Here is a 19202-nt window from a genome sequence, read left to right as displayed (position 1 = left end):
TCAACCATGGTCCAGTTTCTGATCGACAACATGGCGCCGTTGATGTTTGCGGCGCTGGTCTTCTTCCTGCTGTTCGGTTATCCGGTGGCATTCGCACTGGCCGCAAACGGCTTGTTGTTCGCCTTTATCGGAATCGAGCTTGGGCTTCTGACACCGGCTTTGCTGCAGGCTTTGCCCGAACGTGTGTTCGGCATCATGCGCAACGACACATTGCTGGCCATCCCTTTCTTCACCTTTATGGGCTTGATTCTCGAACGATCGGGCATGGCGGAAGACCTGCTCGACACCATCGGCCAGCTTTTCGGCCCGATGCGCGGCGGTCTGGCCTATGCCGTGGTTTTCGTCGGCGCGCTGCTCGCGGCGACCACGGGCGTCGTGGCGGCATCGGTCATCTCGATGGGTCTGATCTCTCTGCCGATCATGCTGCGGTATGGCTATGACCGGCGACTGGCAACTGGCGTGATCGCGGCATCGGGTACGCTGGCACAGATCATCCCGCCCAGCCTGGTGCTCATCATCATGGCCGACCAGCTGGGCCGCTCGGTTGGCGACATGTATGCCGGCGCACTGGTTCCTGGCCTCGTGCTGTCCTCGCTGTATGCGGGCTATATTTTCCTGGTCTCGATGATCAACAAGAACGCGGCGCCGGCCCTGCCGCCCGAGGCGCGTACGCTGCGCGGCATGCAGCTGATGATCCGCGTGATCGTTTCGCTGGTGCCGCCGTTAGTGCTGATCTTCCTGGTGCTGGGCACGATCTTCCTTGGCATCGCGACGCCGACCGAAGGTGGCGCTATGGGTGCGTCCGGCGCGCTGATCCTGGCACTGATCAAGCGCAAGCTGGACTGGTCGTTGCTGCGGCAGGCGATGGATACGACGGCCAAGCTGTCGGCCTTCGTGATCTTCATCCTGATCGGTTCCACCGTGTTCGGCCTGACCTTCCGCGCGGTGAACGGCGACTTGTGGGTGGAGCACCTGCTGACCAGCCTGCCGGGCGGCCAGACTGGCTTCCTGATCGTCGTCAACATCATGGTGTTCCTGCTGGCCTTCTTCCTCGATTTCTTCGAGCTGGCTTTCATCGTGGTGCCCTTGCTGGGACCGGCCGCGGAAAAGCTGGGCATCGACCTGATCTGGTTTGGCGTCTTGCTGGGCGTGAACATGCAGACCTCGTTCATGCATCCGCCGTTCGGTTTTGCGCTGTTCTACCTGCGCAGCGTGGCGCCGGTCGCCGACTACATCGACAAGGTCACCGGAAAGCTGATCCCGAAAATCACTACCGGGCAGATATACTGGGGCGCGGTGCCGTTCGTGTGCATCCAGATCATCATGGTTGCTCTGGTGATCGCATTCCCGGAGATGGTTACCTCGATGCTCGACCGTGGACCGGTCCTGAACGAAACCGAACTCCAGATGCAGTTGCAGTTCGAAACGCCCGATTACGGATCTCCCGACACGGGTGCTGATGTGCAGAACGACATCACCGAGTCCCAGGACGGCGAAGAAGAAGTGGATATCGAGCTGGAAGAGGAATCTGGCGAGGAAGAGGAAGAAGAAAGCGGTACGCCGAAATAAGGCGTGCTGCAGGTTTCCTGTTCCTCGAGAATCGAAAAGGCCGGCTTTGCAAGCCGGCCTTTTTTTATTCGGGTGACGATGGAGTCGAAAAAAGAAAGGCCCCGTGAGGGGCCTTTCCGGTGGTGTATCAGCCCTTTTTCTTGGCGGGCGCCTTCTTCTTTTGCGAGGCAGCGATCATGAAGTTGTCGAAGGTGTTTTCGGCAACGCGCCACCACATGACTTCATCGTCGCGGAACTTGACCCAGCTGTCGAAGACCTTCTTGAACTTCGGGTTCTTCGCGCTGGTTTCCGCGTAGAGTTCGACGGCAGCATTGAAGCTGGCTTCCATCACCGGGCGCGGGAAAGCACGGAGCTGGGTGCCGCCGGCAATCAGCTTGCGCAGGGCTGCTGGGTTCAGGGCGTCGTACTTGGCGACCATCCAGACGTTGGCTTCGGCGCAGGCCGCTTCCAGAACGGCCTGGTATTCCTTCGGCAGCTTGTTCCACTGCTCGAGGTTGACCATGACCGAAAGCTGCGGACCGCCTTCCCACCAACCCGGATAGTAGTAGTACTTGGCGACCTTGTTGAAGCCGAGCTTCTCGTCGTCATACGGGCCGACCCACTCAGCAGCATCGATGGTGCCTTTTTCGAGCGAGGGGTAGATGTCGCCGCCGGCGATCTGCTGCGGCACGACGCCCAGTTTGGTCAGCACCTGACCGGCGAAGCCGCCGATGCGGAACTTCAGGCCATTGAGGTCTTCAACGGTCTTGATCTCCTTGCGGAACCAGCCGCCCATCTGCGAGCCGGTATTGCCGGCCGGAATCGCATGGCAGTTATAGTCCTTGAAGAACTCGTTCATGAGCTGGCGACCGCCGCCATGATACATCCAGGCATTCTGCTGGCGGGCGTTGAGGCCGAAGGGCACGGCAGTGTCGAAGGCGAAGGTCGGGTCCTTGCCGATATAGTAGTAGTTGGCGGTATGCCCGCATTCCACCGTGCCGGCCTGGACGGCATCCAGAACCTGCAGACCCGGCACGATTTCGCCGCCGGCGAAAACGCGGATCTGGAACTTGCCGCCGGTGGCAGCTTCAACCCGCTTGGCCACCACTTCACCGGCGCCAAAGATGGTATCCAGGCTCTTCGGGAAAGAGGAGGCCATGCGCCAGCGGATTTCGGGCATGGTCTGGGCAATCGCCGGAGCCGGAAAGCTCGCGGCAACGCCGATGCTGCCGGCGCCGGCCAGGGCCGCGCCTTTAAGGAACTTACGTCGCTGCATTGTTTGTTATCTCCCTGTTTTTATGTTTTCGACTGACGGGCCGGACTCTGCGGCCCGCTGCCGAACGCCCCCGCAGACTCGTGCTGTGATGAACGTTGCGGGGAGAGTACGAAATCAAATTGCCCGTAACAACGCGGATGAAGGAAAACCTTGTAAGGCAGCATTGACGCGCTCTATGCGGAATGCCGTATGCAGATGTTTGCGTTTTCAGAGGAGTCGAATCTGCTGCCTCCCGAGCAGCAAGCAGTTCGAAGTCGGGGCGGGAATGATTATTATATGTATTTGTTATATATAGTAATTTTCTTTCACAGACGCTGGCCGCGCCGTCGTTTTCGGTCGAAACTAATTGGTTCGTTTAACTGGTATCGTCCGCACTGATCCTTTAAAACACCAGCCCAATGCGGGAGGGCAGCCGGCGTGCGCTGAAGGGCACGAGGGCTTGGCGTTCCGGCAGATGCCGGTCGGTATTGGGGGATGTCCACAGCGACATCATCGACGATCAAAGCCGGTTCCGCGTCTTTCATTCCTAAAAAGAGGATTGGTTCGGTGCGTGCCATTGCCCTGATCATCACGGCGATCAGCCGCATGAATACCCTTTTGGGCCAGGTGTTTTCCTGGTTCACGCTCGGGATCGTGCTGGTCTGCTTCACCGTCGTTGTACTCCGCTATGTGTTTTCCATCGGCTTCGTCTGGATGCAGGACCTTTATGTCTGGATGAACGGCATCATGTTCACCGGCATCGCGGGGTTTGTGCTGCTGAAGGAAGGGCATGTACGGGTCGATATTTTCTATCGGCCGGCCCAATTGCGGCGGAAGGCGTGGATCGACCTGATCGGCACGCTCGTTTTCCTGGCGCCTTTCACTTACATGGTGACCGCATATAGCTGGGCCTATGTGGCCCGGTCCTGGCGCTTCAATGAAAGCTCCGGGAATATCGGCGGCATGCCGGGACTGTATGTCCTGAAAACCTTCATCATCGTTTTTGCCGTTGTGGTTGCCCTGCAGGGCCTGGCGATGGCCTTGCGGAGTCTGCTGGTGCTGATGAATCGCGAAGACCTGTTACCGCCGGCCCTTCGTTACCAGAAGGAGGGCTGAGGCCATGGATACCGTTCTGATCGGCGAGGTTCTCGCCGTCCTGATGTTCTTCGGCATCATCGCGGTGCTGATGCTGGGGTATCCGGTGGCTTTCTCGCTGGCCGGCACGTCGCTGATCTTCGGTGTGATCGGCTACTGGCTCGGCGCATTCGATCCCTCGAACCTGAGCAGCATCGCCGGCCGTTATGTCGGCACGATGGTGAACGAGGTTCTGGTAGCCGTGCCCCTGTTCATTTTCATGGGCGTGATGCTGGAAAGCTCCAAGATCGCGGAGCAGCTGCTCGTGACGATGGGGCGTTTGTTCGGCAGCCTGCGCGGTGGCCTTGGCCTGTCGGTCATCCTGGTCGGCGCGCTGCTGGCGGCCTCGACGGGCATTGTCGGTGCGACGGTCGTGACCATGGGGCTGCTCAGTCTGCCGGCGATGATGCGCGCGGGATACGATCCCAAGCTGGCGACCGGCGTGATCTGCGCCTCGGGCACGCTGGGGCAGATCATTCCGCCCTCCACGGTGCTGATCTTCATGGGCGACATGCTCGCTGGCATGAATGCCCAGGTGCAGATGGCCAAAGGCAATTTCGCGCCAACCCCGGTTTCGGTGGGCGACCTGTTTGCCGGCGCCTTCATTCCCGGCCTGATCCTGGTCGGCCTGTATTCGCTGTATGTGATCTACAAGGCCGTGACCGATCCCAAGAGCTGTCCGGCCCTGGAAGTCACGGCGGAAGAGCGGAAATCGCTGGGTCGCGATATCCTGGTTGCCCTGCTGCCGCCGCTGCTGCTGATCATCGCCGTGCTGGGCAGTATCCTGACCGGCATCGCGACACCGACGGAATCGGCCTCGGTGGGCGCGGTCGGCGCGTTGCTGATGGCTGCGGTGCGGGGCCGGCTCAACCTTGCAGCCCTGCGGCATGTGATGATGTCGACGGCGCTGATCACCTCGATGGTGTTCATCATCATCTTCGGCGCCTCGGTCTTCTCGATCACCTTCCGCATGATGGGTGGCGACAACCTGGTCGAGGAACTGCTGCGCAGCCTGCCCGGCGGTGTCATCGGCGCGATCATCTTCGTGATGCTGCTGATGTTCGTGCTCGGGTTCATCCTGGATACGTTCGAGATCATCTTCATCGTGATCCCGATCACCGCGCCGATCCTGCTGGCGATGGATGTCAGTCCGCTCTGGCTGGGCGTCATGGTCGGCGTCAACCTGCAGACCAGTTTCCTGACCCCGCCCTTCGGGTTCTCGTTGTTCTATCTGCGCGGCGTTGCGCCGAGCAGCATCAGCACGGGCCAGATCTACAAGGGCATCATCCCGTTCGTCGGCCTGCAGGTTATCGCCATGGTGCTGCTGTTCGTCTTCCCCGAACTGGCGACCTGGCTGCCGGAAGCGGTGCTGTCGAAGTAAGCCGTCTGCGAGAGCAGGCATAAAAAAGGGCCCGCTTTTTTCAGCGGGCCCTTTCGTTTGGCTTGCGTATGAAGCTTACGAGATCTGGAAATACTTCTCGCGGGCGATCAGGAAAGCGCTGTCGACGATTTCCGTGCGGGTGCGCAGGATATTCAGCGACTTGATGAAGCTCTCGGCCGTCTTCTTGACGAGGGCATCGTCGCTGTTACGGACCGTGGTGAGCACTTCCTTCGCGGCAGCGGCACCAGCCTTGAGGATTTCCTCAGGGAACTTCTGGATCTTGACGCCGTGCTTGTCGACCAGGGTCTTCAGGGCCACCGGATCGTTGGCATACATATCCGACGCGGTGTTGTCGTATTCGGCCTGACAGGCATTCTCGACGATAGCCTGCAGATCCTTCGGCAGGGCCGAGAACTTCGACTTGTTGACCACCGCTTCGGTGGCCAGGCCCGGCTCGATGAAGCTCGGGAAGTAGTAGTTCTTGGCGACCTGATAGAAGCCCAGGGCGAGATCGTTATACGGGCCGACAAACTCGGCGGCATCCAGCGCACCGGACTGCAGGGCCTGGAAGATTTCGCCAGCGGCCAGGTTCACCACTGTGGCACCGAGCTTTTCCCAGGTCTGGCCGCCGAGGCCGGGCGTACGGAACTTCATGCCCTTGAGGTCGGCGACGCCGGTCAGCTCCTTGCGGAACCAGCCGCCCGCCTGGGTGCCGGTGTCGCCGGACAGGAAGCCCTTGACGCCGAACTTGTCGTAAATTTCGTCCCAGATCTGCTGGCCGCCCATGAAGCGGACCCAGGCAGCCAGTTCACGCGAGGTCATGCCGAACGGCACGCCGGTGAAGAACGACAGGGCGCGGGACTTGCCCTGCCAGTAATAGGCGGCGCCATGGCTCATTTCAGCCGAGCCTTCGATCACGGCATCCAGGGCCTGCAGCGGCGGAACCAGTTCGCCGGCGGCGAAAACGCGGACGGTCAGGCGGCCGCCCGACATGTCGGTGATGCGCTTGGCAAGACGCTCGGCGCCAACACCCAGGCCCGGGAAGTTCTTCGGCCAAGTGGTGACCATGCGCCACTCCATGCGGCCCTGCGACAGGGCAGGAGCAGCAAAAGACGCGGTCGTGGCGGCGCCGGCAAGCGCGGCACCCTTGATGAAATTACGGCGTTTCATTGCAGAAGTTTCCTCCATATCTGCATTCATTTACGGGCCACAGCCTCTGATTGCCCGACAAAGGAAGTATCGTCGGGTTACCAGATTCTCTTGAGCAGAACTAAGTGCCCAACCCTGAAAAGAAAATGCCGCGCCGACCCTGAAAAGACAATATTTTCAGGCTGTCTACGGATGATTCTTTCGTCGTAATCGCCTCAAGCTATGCGGGCAGGGGGCGCCACCCTTCAGGGTTGAGGGCTTCCAGGGGGCGGAATTGGCTCTTGTAGGCCATCTTGCGGCTCTCGGCGATCCAGTAGCCGAGGTAGACGTAGGGCAACCCCAGCTCAACGGCATTGGCGATATGCCAAAGGATGATGAAACTGCCCGGGCTGCGGCGTTCGAAATCCGGATCGAAGAAGCTGTAAACCAGCGACACGCCGTCGCTCATCTCGTCAATCAGGCAAATGCCGAGCAACCGCCCATCGGGACAACGGAATTCCGACAGCCCGCTGCGCACGGGGCTGTCCTCCACCATGGCCCGGTAATCGGCAAATTCCATGTCGGCCATGCCGCCGCCGTCATGGCGGGCCGTCACGTAGCGGCGGAAGACCTGGTAATGCTCGCGGGTGGCATACGCGGGCAGGCGCCGTGCCAGGGTGCCGGCATTGCGTTTGAGGATTCGCCGCTGCGTCACCGAGGGCACAAAATCGGCGACCGGCACGCGGACTGGCACGCAGGCATTGCAGTTCTCGCAGGCGGGCCGATAGGCAAGATCCTGGCTACGACGGAAACCGGCCTGGCTCAGCGCATTGTGCAAGCCATCGGGGTCCTCGCCGGCAAGCAGCGTCACCACCTTCCGTTCCAGCTTGCCCGGTAGGTAAGGGCAAGGGGTCGGCGGCGTGGCAAAGAAGTGCCGTAAAGGTATCTGCAGGCGATGTTTCACGTCGCAGTCCGTCGCTGAAGCGTCAGGTAGAGCTTAGTATAAATAGCCGGCTTGGGGAGGGGGATTCTACGTTTCACCCGCCCAACGGCCTCCGCACCACCAGGGTTCCGCACAGGATGTCGTGCAGGCAGCGGCCGCGGTTGTTGAACAGCGCCCAGAGCAGGATCAGGCCGCCGGTGAAGCTGACCGTCACATAAAACGCGGCGGTATGGAGCAGGGCCTGCAGGTATCCCGGTTTGCCGCCATTCCAGACCCGGACTTCCAGCCCGAACAGGCGCATGCCCAGGGTTGCCGAGGCAGCCCCTCCGATGGTCAGGGTGTGATAGGCGATCGGGATCGCCGCGCCGATCAGCACCAGCAGTGGCGTGAGCAGGCCGAAACTCACAATGGTCAGCAGACCAAGCATGATCTTGTAGACGATCAGAATTCCGGTCAGAACGCCAAGATCGATAAGGTAGGCGAACAATCGCCGACCGGTCACCCCGGCATATAATGCGGGATCGTCATCGATCCGGCCCGCAGGGACATAAGGCGGTTCCGGCACCAAGCCGCGTGAAGGGCGATAATTGTCAGACATCAGCGGGTCGGCAGGATACGGATGGCGCCATTCGCCGGCCCGGGGCCGTTCAAGCCTGGCGGGGGTGGTGGTGGTGGCGGCGGGTTACGCAACACGCCAGGTACTGGCTGCTGCCGGGCTGCACCACCGCCGGCGTCATTACCCCCGGCTGCCGCCTTCTGTGCGTCGCTCAGCAGCAGGATGGCGATGCGGCGATTCCGCGGGTCAAGCGGATTGTCCTTGATCAGCAAATCCTGGTCGGCATTGCCGGTGACCTGACGTATCCGATCCGCCGGTACCCCCGCCTCGATCATGGCGCGCCGGGCCGCGTTCGCACGGTCGGCAGACAATTCCCAGTTCGAATACGCGCCCTGGCCACGGAAGGGCTGGGCATCGGTATTCCCGCTGATCGCCAGCTTGTTCGGAAGCTTGGAGACGGCCTGAGCGACCTGCTGCATCAGGCGACGCGCCTTGTCGTTCAGTCCGGCGCTGCCCGATGGGAACATCGAGGACTGCTCCTCGTCGACGAGCTGGATGCGGAAACCTTCCGGGGTGTTGTCGAACACGATCTGCTTTGAGAGTTCAGCCAGCTGCGGATTGCTGGCGATGGCCTGACGAATCTGTTCCTCGACCTCGCGGAAGTTCTCGGCTTCCACCTGGGCCAGACGTTCGCGCGCCGCCTGGGCGTCGATCTGTTGTAGATCTGACAGCTGCTGTTGACCGTCACCGATCTGGGCCTGCTCGCCGGTGCCGGTCTGCGCCATCGAGGGGTCCTGGAAACGGTCGCCGCGCGTGCCCGCCGCGGGCGGTGGCTGGCGGGCGTCGGGGTATTTCTGGTCGTATTGCGGCTGGTCTTCCTGATCGCTCTTTTCGGCCGAAGGGCCGACGATCACGGTTGGCAGGCCAAAGCTGGAAATCTTGCCGCCGTCTTCCAGGATGGTACGGCCGCCAAGCACGCCGCCGGCACCAGACAGGCTGCGGCTGACGGAAGCCGGCGAGAAATAGTCGGCCACGCCCTTCTTCTGCTCGTCGGTGGTCACATTCAGCAGCCACAGCAGCAGGAAGAAGGCCATCATCGCCGTCACAAAGTCGGCATACGCCACCTTCCAGGCGCCGCCATGATGACCATGGGCCGCCTTCTTGATCTTCTTGACGATGATTGGGCGTTCGCCGTCGACCGCTGCCATGGATCAATCGTCCCGCTGCATTACACAGACTGCACTTTACTGGTCGCCTCTTCGACCTCGTAGAAGGTCGGGCGCACGTTCGACATCAGCGATTTGCGCGCGAATTCCACCGACACCGCTGGCGCGTAGCCCTGCAGATGCGCCAGCAGGCCGGCCTTCATGCAGAGCATGTATTTCTGGTCATGTTCCTGAGTTGCCTTACAGGCGGCGGCGATCGGCGAGACGATGCCGTAGGAAAGCAAAATGCCGAGGAAGGTGCCGACCAGCGCGCCGCCGATCAGCTTGCCCAGCACTTCCGGCGGCTCGCTGATCGAGCCCATGGTCTTGATCACGCCTAGCACGGCGGCGACGATGCCCAGCGCCGGGAAGCTTTCGCCGAAGGCGGTGAGGGCGGCCTGGGCCAAGTGATCTTCCTGGTGATGGACTTCGAGCTCCATGTCCATCAGGGATTCCATCTCGTGCGGGTTTTCGCTGCCAAGGGTCATCAGGCGCAGATAGTCGCACAGGAAATCCATGGCGTGATGATCGGCCATGAATTTCGGAAACTGCGTGAAGAGTTTGCTCTCTTCGGGCTTTTCGATGTGTTGTTCAAGCGCAAGCATGCCCTTGCTCTTGGCCAGCTTGAACACGCTGTACATCATCGACATCAGCTCGAGGTAATCGTCCTTGGTGTATTTTGGCCCCTTGAAGGAAAGCTTGAAGCCGTTCAGCGCGGCTTTCAGCACCGGCTTGGGATTACCGACGATGAATGCGCCGACACCTGCGCCGCCGATGATGACCAGCTCGAACGGCTGCCACAGCACGGCCAGCTTGCCGCCCATGGCCATGTAGCCGCCGAGCACGCAACCCAGGCCAATAACCGAGCCGATGATAACCAGCATCCCAACTCTCCATGCCCGCGTCCGGCGATTCGGCCGGATACACGTCAACCCAAGTCTTTTTTATCGTATGCGGCGGGTAAATAGAATATTGAAAAAGCAATGATATTTACTCATTCCTGAGACGCACCCGGCCCAGCGCGCCAGCCTCGATGTCGGCCGGGCGTAACGACATGGGAATGTACTGCACCGCAGCCCAGGGGGCGGCAAAATCGCCATAATTCGGCGAAAGCGGGTGCCCGGATTGCCCGGTCGAGTGCATGAACTGGGATCGGTTGAGGTCGGCCAGATCGTAAATCGCCCGCAATGAGGCGGCATGACGGTTGGCATAGGGTTCCTGGTCATCGCCCAGATCGTTGCGGCCCACGTTAACCGTGAATGTGTCTCCGGGGCTGGGGGTGCCGACCTCGAAGAAGCGCCGCAGAACCGGGATATTGCTGAACGGACGGTGGGGCGCGCGGGTGTGGTGGGCATCGCCCCAGCGCCAGCGGCTGAGATCGGAACCGTAACGGCCCTTCAAATCATCGAGAGCGAGGTCGAGGGCTTCGGCGACAAGAGTAGAACAAGGGCTTGTCGCCCCGGTCGCGACATTGCCGCACCAGCGAGACTGACCGTCTGTATTGCTGAGAATGTTTTTCATCAGGATCGGGCGGTGCCGCCACAGGGATGTGAAGACTTCGCCCAGTTCGTCGGCGAGCACCAAACGGGTCAGCTCGCGATACCAGGCCTGGAAGATCAGGGGTTCGGCGCGACTGATCGCCATTGTGCCGTCCCATCCCATCAGCATGGCATGGGCGGTTGGCAATTCAGAATTCCGTGGCGCAGGCTTCAGCGGCGCGCCGAGCAGAAACGGCAGTATTTCCGCCGCCATCAAGGACAGGGTATCACCCTGTATCTGCTTGAAGCTTTCAACCGAATGAATCGGTCGCTCGCGCAGCAGATGTTCGATCCGGCGTGCGCGGAATGGTTCTGCCCATTCCGAAGTGATGAAATAGTGATAGCTGTCCGGCACGATCTTGTGGTTCGCCGTCACCACCATGCCCTGCGGCGGATTGTAACTGCGGGGAAGCTGATCAAAGGGGATGAATCCGGCCCAGTCGTAGCGGGCATCCCAACCCGGCGCAGGCGCAAGACCTTTCAAATCGTTTTCCGGTTTACGGATCGGCACGAGGCCAGGGGCAAGGAACCCGATATTCCCCTCGCGATCGGCATAGACGATGTTCTGCTGCGGAGAGACGAAACGGCGGTAGTTGTTGATGAAGCTGGACCAGTCGGTGATCGTGTCCACACCGGTCAGTGCATCGGCGGTGGTGTCGTCGTCGCGCAGGGCGGTCCAACTGAATGCCAGCGCATAGCCCGGTTCGAGCAGTCGCCTGGAGGTATCATGCACATCGGAAATGATCGGGCCATGGCGGGTTTCGCGCACCGTCAGGCTGATCGGGTCAGCGCCGCGTACCGTGATGATCTCCTCACGCAGGATGAAGGGTGCGCTGCCATCTGGCGTGATGTAGCGGGATGAGTCGGCTGGATCGATCTTTTCGATATACAGGTCCTGCGTATCCGGACCGGTATTGGTGAAGCCCCAGGCCACGCGGCCGTTATGGCCGAGGATCACACCGGGCACGCCGGGCAGGGTGGCGCCGATCACTGCGCCGGACGGCGAGGCCATCTGCGCGAAATACCAGATGGCGGGTGTCGTCAGGCCAAGATGCGGATCGTTTGCCAGCAGGGGCTGTCCGGTCACGGTGCGCTTGCCGTTGACCACCCAGTTGTTCGATCCAAGGCCCTCCGGCCGCGGCGGCGGCAGTATCTGTTGAAGACGCTCGACATCGATGGCGTCGGCCACCTGACGATACAGATCGCTGAAATCGGCCAGCGCCACCGGCGCGTCGCCGGGATAGGGCGGATAGAAATCCTCGACCTGTTGTCGGGTTAGGCGCTGCGACAATCCCAGCCTGGCCAGTTCGCTGCCCCAGTTGCCGCCGAGGTCCCAGGCCATCATTTTTAGCCAGCCCAGCGTATCCGCCGGCGTCCAGGGTTCAGGCACGATGTCGAAGATCAGGAATTCCGGCGGCAGAGGGCCAGAGCGGGTTTCGAGAAATGCATTCACGCCGTTGGCATAGGCCTGCAGATAGGCCTGCGTATCGGGCAGCAGCGCGGCAAAGGCGGCGATCGCTTTGCGGCGGATGCCGAGTGTGCGGATGAATTTATCGGTGTTGAGCGCCTGCGGACCAAACACTTCCGACAGGCGGCCTGCCGCGACGCGTCGCTGCACCTCCATTTGCCACAGGCGGTCCTGGGCATGGGCATATCCGAGGCCAAAGGCGGCGTCGGCACGGCTGGCACCACGGATATGGGCCACCGCATGACGGTCGCGCACGATCTCGACCGGCCCGGACAATGGCGTGGCAACCGTGACGTCGCCACTCATATCGGGCAGGGACAGGCGGGCCGTGATGTACAAGGCGCCGGCAACCATGCCAGCCAGCAGAAACAGAATCGTAAAAATACGGACGAACCAGCGCATCAATCCCCGCTCAGCATAAAGACCCGAGCAGACTTAACAGATTCGCAAGTGATTTGCAGGATTGAAAAAATACTTGCCTTATTCAGGCTACGGCGAGTTCGCGACCGCCTGTAAGGCTGTTCTGCACGCTGCTGAATGCAGCCAGAGCAGCACTGGGAATGGGTGACGCAGGCGGCGCCGGCGCGGGCGCCGGAGCAGCAGGTTGTGCCGACTGCGTGGGTGCCGACGCAGTGGCCGGAACCTCTTCAGCGCCATTATTCGTCGTATCGAAAGTGACCGGCTGCACCGGGGCCTTCTCAGTTTCCTGATCGCCTTTCCCGAACTGCGCCCGGAGTTCCGAAGCTTCGATCTGGTTCTGCTGATACTCACGCACCACGCGCGGGCTGGGATACTGCTGCTGGACTTCGCCGGTTTCGCTGTTTCGGATTTCAACGATTGCGAGTCGGGTTACCAGATCAAGCCGGATGAACGGGCTGAGATAAGCCGCCACATTGCGGGATGGCGAGGGAATGGTGATGATATTGTTCTGATTGCCGCCAGAACGCGCTGAAAGACCCGCGAAGCCAGTGAGGTCATCAGCGGGTGTCGAGTAATCGCTATCTGTTACTGTACGGGCACCGCGGGCTATCGCACCGCTGCTGCCCGCCACGGCGTAACTGCCAATGGTCTCGAGCGGCATAATGGGCTTCTCCCACGCCAAATATGGTTACTCGATTGTGTATTTACTATAAAAATCGCGGATTTGCAAGCGCAAATTGTTTGTGCGCTGCGAATAGTCTCGGCAGTAGTGTTAATTTAGAAGATTGCCCCGACGGCAAGGTTAGGGCAGACTTCACACAAGATCGCGGTTAACCATAACTGCTTCATTTAATTTGTTTTTTTAGGGGGGAACGATGGCGAAAGTGGCTTTTATTGGTCTGGGCGTGATGGGCTATCCGATGGCTGGGCATCTGGTTAAGGCCGGTCATGCGGTCACGGTCTGGAACCGGTCCGGAGAAAAAGCCGACCGCTGGGTGGCCCAGCACAAGGGCGAGAAAGCCGCCAGTCCGAAGGCCGCCGCCGCCGGGGCCGAATTCGTCATGGCCTGCGTGGGCAATGACGACGATCTGCGTTCGGTGGTGTATGGCGAGACGGGCGCCTTCGCCGGCATGGCCAAGGGAGCAATCTTCGTAGACCACACCACGGCCTCGGCCGATGTCGCCCGCGAATTGCACGCCAAGGCGAAGGCTGCGGGCTTCGGCTTCATCGATGCCCCGGTTTCCGGCGGCCAGGCCGGTGCCGAGAATGGCCAACTGACCATCATGTGCGGTGGCGAGGCGGCCGACTACGAGAAGATCAAGCCGGTGATCCAGGCCTATGCCAAGATGCAGAACCTGATGGGCGGTCCGGGCAGCGGACAACTCACCAAGATGATGAACCAGATCTGCATCGCCGGTCTGGTGCAGGGACTTGCGGAAGCCCTGGCCTTTGGCCGCGCTGCCGGCCTCGACCTGATGAAGGCCGTGGAAGTGATTTCCAAGGGTGCCGCGGGCTCGTGGCAGATGGACAACCGGCACAAGACCATGATCGAAGGCAAGTTCGATTACGGCTTCGCGGTCGACTGGATGCGCAAGGATCTGGGCATCTGCCTGGCCGAGGCTCGCCGCAATGGCTCCAGCCTGCCGGTGACAGCGCTGGTGGACCAGTTCTATGCCGAAGTGCAGCAGATGGGCGGCAACCGCTGGGACACGTCGAGTCTGATGGCGCGTCTGGAAGCAACCAAGACCAAGAAGCACTGACGGCAGATGGGCATGGCGGCCGGAGTTATTTGCCTTCGGCCAGCATGCGCGCGATGTCGCGGGCGAAATAAGTCAGCACACCGTCGCAGCCTGCACGCTTGAAGGCCAGCAGGCTTTCAAGCGCCACGCGGCTGCGGTCCAGCCAGCCGCGTTCGGCAGCGCCCGCCAGCATCGCGTATTCCCCCGACACCTGATAGGCATAGGTCGGCAGGCGGAAGGCCTGCTTCACGCGCCAACAGATGTCCAGATACGGCATGCCGGGCTTCACCATCACCATGTCGGCCCCTTCGGCGATGTCCAACGCCACCTCGCGCAGGGCCTCATCACCGTTGGCCGGGTTCATCTGGTAGGTGCGCTTGTCGCCCACGCCCAGATTCACGGCCGAGCCGACCGCATCACGGAACGGGCCGTAGAAGGCCGAGGCATATTTCGCGGCATAGGCCATGAGTTGCACATGCTGCAGCTTTTCCTGCTCGAGCGCCGAGCGGATGGCGCCGATGCGGCCATCCATCATGTCGGACGGCGCGATGATGTCGCAGCCGGCGCGCACCTGCACCAGGGCCTGCTGCACCAGGGCGGCGACGGTTTCGTCGTTCAGGATCTGTCCGTCCTTCAGCAGGCCGTCATGGCCATGCGAGGTATAGGGATCGAGCGCCACGTCGCACAGCACGCCCAGATTGGTGGTGGCGGCCTTGATGGCGCGCACCGTGCGGCACACGACGTTGTCCGGATTGTGGGCCTCACGGCCATCATCGGTCTTCAATCCGGGATCGGTGGCCGGAAACAGTGCGATGGCGGGAATACCGAGGGCTTCCGCTTCTTTCGCGGCTGCCACGGCATTGTCGATACTCAACCGCTCGACGCCCGGCATCGACGGGATCGGGATATTGGTTTTACCACCATGGACGAAGATCGGCCAGATGAGGTCGTCGACGCTGAGGCGGTTTTCGGCCACCAGGCGGCGGCTCCAGTCGGAACGGCGCAGGCGGCGCGGGCGCGAGGCGGGAAAGGGCGGAAGGGGGGCGATGCTCTCGGTCATTCAGAGAGCTTTATCAAACCGCTCCTGAAACGCAATCCAGACCCAGGGCGATGTACCGAAAATACGACCGAGCCGCAGGGCCAGGCCGAAGGAAATCGGCCTTTCGCCGCTCAGGACCATGCGCAGCAGTTTCCTGGGCATGCGGGCTTCGCGGTGAAAATGGTCAGGGTCGGAGCCATGGGCGGCAATCGCCCGCTCCAGCAGAAGGCCGGGATGGATTGGCAGCATGACCAGACCTCGCAAGTCCGCCTTGGACAATGCAAGTATGGGGCAGGCTGGTTAATGCCCCGTAACGCCGCCGCCGCCGCGTGGCGGCCGGCCGGCAAGACGGTCGAACTGGTCGAGCAGATCAGTCATGTCCTGATCCAGCTTTGGCGTCGCAACCGGTGCGTCATTGGCCGGCGGCCGCGCCGGCGCCGGCAGGACAGGCTGGTCGCGACCCGACAGCCTGGCGGCCAGTTCGACATCCTCGCGGCAGCGAATGGTGAACCAGAATGTCGATCCGGCGCAGGGAGCGCTGACGACGCCGATCTCGCCGCCCATCAGATGCACCAGATGTCGGCAGATGGTCAGGCCTAGACCCGTGCCGCCGTAGCGGCGTGTCATCGAGGCATCGGCCTGGGTGAAGGGTTCGAACAGTTTTTCCTGCTGGTCGGGCGCGATGCCGATGCCTGTGTCACGAATGGCGCAATGCAGCATGAACTCGCCATTCTGCAGCGCGGTGCTGGTGATCGTGACGGTGACGTCGCCATTCTCGGTGAACTTGATCGCATTGCCCAGCAGGTTGGTCAGCACCTGGCGAAGGCGCAGCGGATCGCCGATCACATGCTCAGGCACATCCGGCGCGATATCCAGATTCAGGCGGTTGCCGCCCTCGCGCGCACGGGGCGCCATCAGGGTCAGCACGTTCTCGATGGTGGGATGCAGATCGAAATCGATGGACTCGATCTGCAGCTTTCCCGCCTCCAGTTTCGAAACGTCGAGGATATCGTCGATCAGTCCCAGCAGATCGCGTGCCGATTGCTGGGCCACCTCGGCATAGCGCTTCAGCGCCGCGTCCTGCTCGTCGCGATGGATCAGGCTGAGCATGCCCAGCACGCCGTTCATAGGGGTGCGAATTTCATGGCTCATCATCGCAAGGAAACTGGACTTCGCACGGTGCGAGGCTTCGGCGGCGTCGCGGGCCAGAGTCAGGGCCTGGGCCGTTTCGGCCAGCTTGACGGACTGTTCCTCCAGCATCTGGCGCTGCCATTCGAGTTCGTTCATCTGGCGGCGGATCTGGTCGATGTCTTCCAGGCTGCCGATCATGCGCAGCGGCCGGCCGGCGGCATTGCGCGTCACATCCGCACGCGCCAGCACCCATAGATACTGGCCGTTGCCGCGCTGTATCCGGAACTCGCATTCATACGGCCGGCCGCTGCGCAGACTGTCGTTGACTTGGCGGGCGACGCGGGCCGCATCGTCGGGGTGAATCAGGCTGTTGAACTCGGTGATCGTGCTGCGCGCGGCGAGCGGCGACGGGTGGCCGCTGTCCTGCAGGTAGTTGGCGATGATCAACAGATCGCCGCTGGCCAGATTCCAGTCCCAGATACCCAGCCGGCTGCTGCGTGCGGCCGCTTCAAACAGATCGTTGCTGGCCTGCAGGGCGCTGCGGGCGGCCGCCATGGCACGCTGCTGGATCATCACGCGCATCGCCAGGGTGATCAGCCCGGCGATCATGTAGGTGGCGACCAGGCAGGCCATCAGCGACAGGGCAGGCACCAGCCGATCAGACGATGTAGCGAGGTTGGCCTGCCAGAGCGTGAACGAGGCGAGGATGCCGCCGATCAGCACGACCGCCTGGGCGACCAGCAGGCTTGGCGGAGAAATATCGACCGACGGATAATAGGTGCGTGCCGCACAGGCGGCGCCGAACAGGAACAGCAACGCAGCGCCGTCGGGCAGGGCTGCAGCATGGGATGCCCATTCCGGTTCCTGCGGCAGGATATCCAGGGCGGCCATGGCCAGCATGGTGGCCATGGCGAGCATTGTCATGGCGATGGTCCAGCCCAGGGGCACATTCCCGGCAGTGGCGTTGACAGCCGGCTTGACGCAGAGGCGAAGCGCACCGATCAGGCCGCCGATGGCGACGACCGGCCCCATATGGCCGAACCAGCGTTCAACCGGGCTCAGGGTGTCGAAGGTCGCGGCAACATGCTGCAGCCCGGGCATCTGCATCGTGCCCAGCAAACCTCCGAGGCAAAGCAGGGCAAGGCCCGCAGCAACCAGGCGGGAAAATATCGAATAGCGATCACGTGTCAGCAGGGCGATGCCGGCCAGGAAAGCGGCCAGCGCTATATCGGCATGGAATGGTGAATGGCCAGGCAGGGCGGTCGTCATGACGCCGGTCAGGAATGGCGGATAGGCCAGCAGGAAGGCCATGCCCAGCAGAACGATGGCCAGGCTGTAGGCTATGCCGCGCAATGGCCAGCCGGCTGCGGCCGGGGAGTCCGGCGCGGCGGAAGGGGCTGGCGTCAGCATCGGTTGAAATGACAGGTCATGGCGGGGCGCAAAGCTAGCATGCGGAAGGCAGGCATGCGACTCTGGCGCAAGATTCTACCGGAGACTCGGCGCGGCTGGAGCGTTGACGGCGGTTGGAGGGGCGATTAAGACCCGCATTAAGGGAGAAAACGCAATGCTGTTCGAGTTATCCGATGATCAGCGGGCCATCCAGGAAACGGCGCGCCGTTTCGCCACCGATCGCATGCTGCCCAATGCCGCCCGCTGGGATGAGGACAAGCACTTTCCGGTCGAGGAATTGAGGGAAGCCGCCGCGCTCGGGTTTGGCGGAATCTATGTGCGCGACGATGTGGGCGGTTCGGGCCTGAGCCGTCTGGATGCCGCGATCATCTTCGAGGAGCTGGCTGCGGGTTGCACGTCGACGGCGGCCTATATCTCGATCCATAACATGGCCGCGTGGATGATCGATCGTTTCGGTAACGAGGCGCAGCGTCAGCGCTACCTGCCCAGCCTGTGCAGCATGGAGAGTTTCGCCTCCTACTGCCTGACCGAACCCAATGCCGGTTCCGATGCCGCCTCGCTGCAGACCAAGGCCGCGGATGCCGGCGATCATTACGTGCTGAACGGCACCAAGGCATTCATCTCAGGCGGCGGGCGCTCGGATATCTATGTCTGCATGGTGCGGACGGGCGAGACGGGCGCGCGCGGCGTTTCCTGCCTGATCGTCGAGAAGGGCATGCCGGGCCTTTCGTTCGGTGCGCAGGAACGCAAGCTGGGCTGGAACAGCCAGCCGACCGCCATGGTGATCTTCGAGGATTGCAAGGTGCCGAAAGCCAACCTGGTCGGCGGCGAAGGCGAGGGGTTCCGCATCGCCATGGCAGGGCTGGATGGCGGCCGGATCAATATTGGCGCCTGCTCGCTGGGCGCGGCCAAGGCCTGCCTGACCACGGCGCGCGAATATGTCGCCAACCGCAAGCAGTTCGGCAATGCCATTGCCAGTTTCCAGGCCACGCAGTTCAAGCTGGCCGATATGGCCACCGATCTGGCTGCCGCGCGGCTGATGATCCGTCAGGCGGCCGCGATGCTGGATGCCAAGCACCCCGAGGCGACGATGTACTGCGCGATGGCCAAACGGCTGGCCACCGATTCCGGCTTTGCCATCTGCAACGAGGCGCTGCAGCTGCATGGCGGTTACGGCTATCTGAAGGATTATCCGGTGGAACGCTATCTGCGCGACTCACGCGTGCACCAGATTCTGGAAGGCACCAACGAGATCATGCGGGTGATCATATCCCGTGCGCTGCTGTCAGGCTCTTTTCACGATTGAT

Annotated in this window: 16 protein-coding genes; 5 read left to right on the top strand and 11 right to left on the bottom strand. The window is 61.8% G+C overall.

The genetic code is table 11. The features are described from left to right. Positions 1 to 6: 6 nt before the first annotated feature. Positions 7 to 1569, top strand: a complete 1563-nt coding sequence (locus tag ACK4FJ_RS15725; protein WP_409767669.1) for a TRAP transporter large permease subunit — start codon at positions 7 to 9, stop codon at positions 1567 to 1569. 127 nt (positions 1570 to 1696) lie between these two features. On the opposite strand, the gene ACK4FJ_RS15720 is transcribed toward ACK4FJ_RS15725, so the two are convergent. Next, positions 1697 to 2824 (bottom strand): TRAP transporter substrate-binding protein, encoded by a 1128-nt coding sequence (locus tag ACK4FJ_RS15720; RefSeq protein WP_409767668.1) that lies wholly within the window; start codon positions 2822 to 2824, stop codon positions 1697 to 1699. Between the two features lie 546 nt (positions 2825 to 3370). Here ACK4FJ_RS15720 and ACK4FJ_RS15715 point away from each other — a divergent pair. Next, positions 3371 to 3919: a TRAP transporter small permease subunit gene (locus tag ACK4FJ_RS15715; RefSeq protein WP_409767667.1), complete on the top strand. Its 549-nt coding sequence runs from the start codon at positions 3371 to 3373 to the stop codon at positions 3917 to 3919. A 4-nt stretch (positions 3920 to 3923) separates the two neighbouring features. After that, positions 3924 to 5318 carry a TRAP transporter large permease subunit gene (locus tag ACK4FJ_RS15710; protein WP_409767666.1) on the top strand — a complete coding sequence of 465 codons (1395 nt, stop codon included), beginning with the start codon at positions 3924 to 3926 and terminating at the stop codon, positions 5316 to 5318. A gap of 75 nt (positions 5319 to 5393) precedes the next feature. Here ACK4FJ_RS15710 and ACK4FJ_RS15705 read toward each other — a convergent pair whose 3' ends face one another. From ACK4FJ_RS15705 to ACK4FJ_RS15675, 7 genes are all read right to left on the bottom strand, one after another. Continuing rightward, positions 5394 to 6488, bottom strand: coding sequence for a TRAP transporter substrate-binding protein (locus tag ACK4FJ_RS15705; RefSeq protein ID WP_409767665.1), 1095 nt, complete (start codon positions 6486 to 6488; stop codon positions 5394 to 5396). A gap of 199 nt (positions 6489 to 6687) precedes the next feature. Continuing rightward, positions 6688 to 7410: an arginyltransferase gene (locus ACK4FJ_RS15700; RefSeq protein ID WP_409767664.1), complete on the bottom strand. Its 723-nt coding sequence runs from the start codon at positions 7408 to 7410 to the stop codon at positions 6688 to 6690. A gap of 73 nt (positions 7411 to 7483) precedes the next feature. Continuing rightward, positions 7484 to 7987 carry an RDD family protein gene (locus ACK4FJ_RS15695; RefSeq protein ID WP_409767663.1) on the bottom strand — a complete coding sequence of 168 codons (504 nt, stop codon included), beginning with the start codon at positions 7985 to 7987 and terminating at the stop codon, positions 7484 to 7486. Continuing rightward, positions 7987 to 9153 (bottom strand): flagellar motor protein MotB, encoded by a 1167-nt coding sequence (locus ACK4FJ_RS15690; RefSeq protein ID WP_409767662.1) that lies wholly within the window; start codon positions 9151 to 9153, stop codon positions 7987 to 7989. Before ACK4FJ_RS15690 ends, ACK4FJ_RS15695 begins: the two co-directional genes overlap by 1 nt. Before the next feature lie 20 nt (positions 9154 to 9173). Then, positions 9174 to 10034 (bottom strand): flagellar motor stator protein MotA, encoded by an 861-nt coding sequence (gene motA, locus ACK4FJ_RS15685; protein ID WP_409767661.1) that lies wholly within the window; start codon positions 10032 to 10034, stop codon positions 9174 to 9176. A 106-nt stretch (positions 10035 to 10140) separates the two neighbouring features. Beyond that, a complete protein-coding gene (locus ACK4FJ_RS15680) occupies positions 10141 to 12558 on the bottom strand; it encodes a penicillin acylase family protein (RefSeq protein WP_409767660.1) in 2418 nt (805 codons plus the stop codon). Positions 12559 to 12640: 82 nt separating this feature from the next. Next, entirely contained in the window at positions 12641 to 13237 is a 597-nt protein-coding gene (locus tag ACK4FJ_RS15675) for a hypothetical protein (RefSeq protein WP_409767659.1), read from the bottom strand. A gap of 214 nt (positions 13238 to 13451) precedes the next feature. On the opposite strand from ACK4FJ_RS15675, the gene ACK4FJ_RS15670 reads away from it, so the two are divergent. Beyond that, complete coding sequence (locus ACK4FJ_RS15670; RefSeq protein ID WP_409767658.1) at positions 13452 to 14336, top strand: NAD(P)-dependent oxidoreductase; 885 nt, start codon at positions 13452 to 13454, stop codon at positions 14334 to 14336. Positions 14337 to 14361: 25 nt separating this feature from the next. Here ACK4FJ_RS15670 and hemB read toward each other — a convergent pair whose 3' ends face one another. Genes hemB through ACK4FJ_RS15655 form a run of 3 tightly spaced genes read right to left on the bottom strand, consistent with a single transcriptional unit; the run spans position 14362 to position 17895 of the window. After that, positions 14362 to 15375 carry a porphobilinogen synthase gene (gene hemB, locus ACK4FJ_RS15665; protein ID WP_409767657.1) on the bottom strand — a complete coding sequence of 338 codons (1014 nt, stop codon included), beginning with the start codon at positions 15373 to 15375 and terminating at the stop codon, positions 14362 to 14364. Continuing rightward, complete coding sequence (locus ACK4FJ_RS15660) at positions 15376 to 15603, bottom strand: transcriptional regulator (RefSeq protein ID WP_409767656.1); 228 nt, start codon at positions 15601 to 15603, stop codon at positions 15376 to 15378. Between the two features lie 51 nt (positions 15604 to 15654). Next, a complete protein-coding gene (locus ACK4FJ_RS15655) occupies positions 15655 to 17895 on the bottom strand; it encodes an ATP-binding protein (protein ID WP_409767654.1) in 2241 nt (746 codons plus the stop codon). 154 nt (positions 17896 to 18049) lie between these two features. On the opposite strand from ACK4FJ_RS15655, the gene ACK4FJ_RS15650 reads away from it, so the two are divergent. Continuing rightward, on the top strand, positions 18050 to 19201 hold the full coding sequence (locus ACK4FJ_RS15650) for an isobutyryl-CoA dehydrogenase (RefSeq protein WP_409767653.1): 1152 nt from the start codon (positions 18050 to 18052) through the stop codon (positions 19199 to 19201). The last annotated feature ends 1 nt before the right edge of the window (position 19202 follow it).

This window comes from Ferrovibrio sp. (assembly GCF_046297595.1).
Lineage (GTDB): Bacteria > Pseudomonadota > Alphaproteobacteria > Ferrovibrionales > Ferrovibrionaceae > Ferrovibrio.
Note: the sequence above shows the minus strand (reverse complement) of the source record. Positions and strands in the feature narration are given on the sequence as shown.